The following is a 500-nucleotide window of genomic DNA, read 5'->3' on the forward strand; positions in this document are numbered from 1 at the left end:
CCCTGGATCGCCACCACCCGACGCGAGATCTCCTCCGTCGCCCGCGCCGTCTCCTGCGCCAACTCCTTCACCTCGTTCGCCACCACCGCGAACCCCTTGCCCATCTCCCCCGCCCGCGCCGCCTCGATCGTCGCGTTCAACGCCAGCAAGTTCGTCTGCTCCGCGATCGAGGTGATCAACTTGACCACGTCCCCGATCTCCCGGCTGGACTCCCCCAGCTTCAGCACCGTGTCGTTCGTCGACTGGGCCTCCGCCACCGCACTGGCCGCCACCCGCGCCGCCTCGTTCGCGTTCTGACTGATCTCCCGGATCGAGGCACCCATCTGCTCGGCACCCGCCGACACCGTGCCCACGTTCCGCGACACCTCCTCCGCAGCCGCCGACACCACACCCGACTGCGCCGACGTCTCCTCCGCCGACGCCGAGATCTGCGCCGACGACGCACTCAACTCCTCCGACGACGCCGCCACCGCCTCCGCCGACGCCACCACCGAGCCCAT

1 protein-coding gene is annotated in these 500 nt (G+C 70.2%); it reads right to left on the minus strand.

The features are described 5' to 3' along the window. Positions 1-500: methyl-accepting chemotaxis protein (locus G1H19_RS22795; RefSeq protein WP_235932312.1), on the minus strand; the 500-nt coding region annotated here is incomplete at both ends.

The organism is Goekera deserti (assembly GCF_010685995.1).
In the GTDB taxonomy this organism is placed as follows: domain Bacteria; phylum Actinomycetota; class Actinomycetes; order Mycobacteriales; family Geodermatophilaceae; genus Goekera; species Goekera deserti.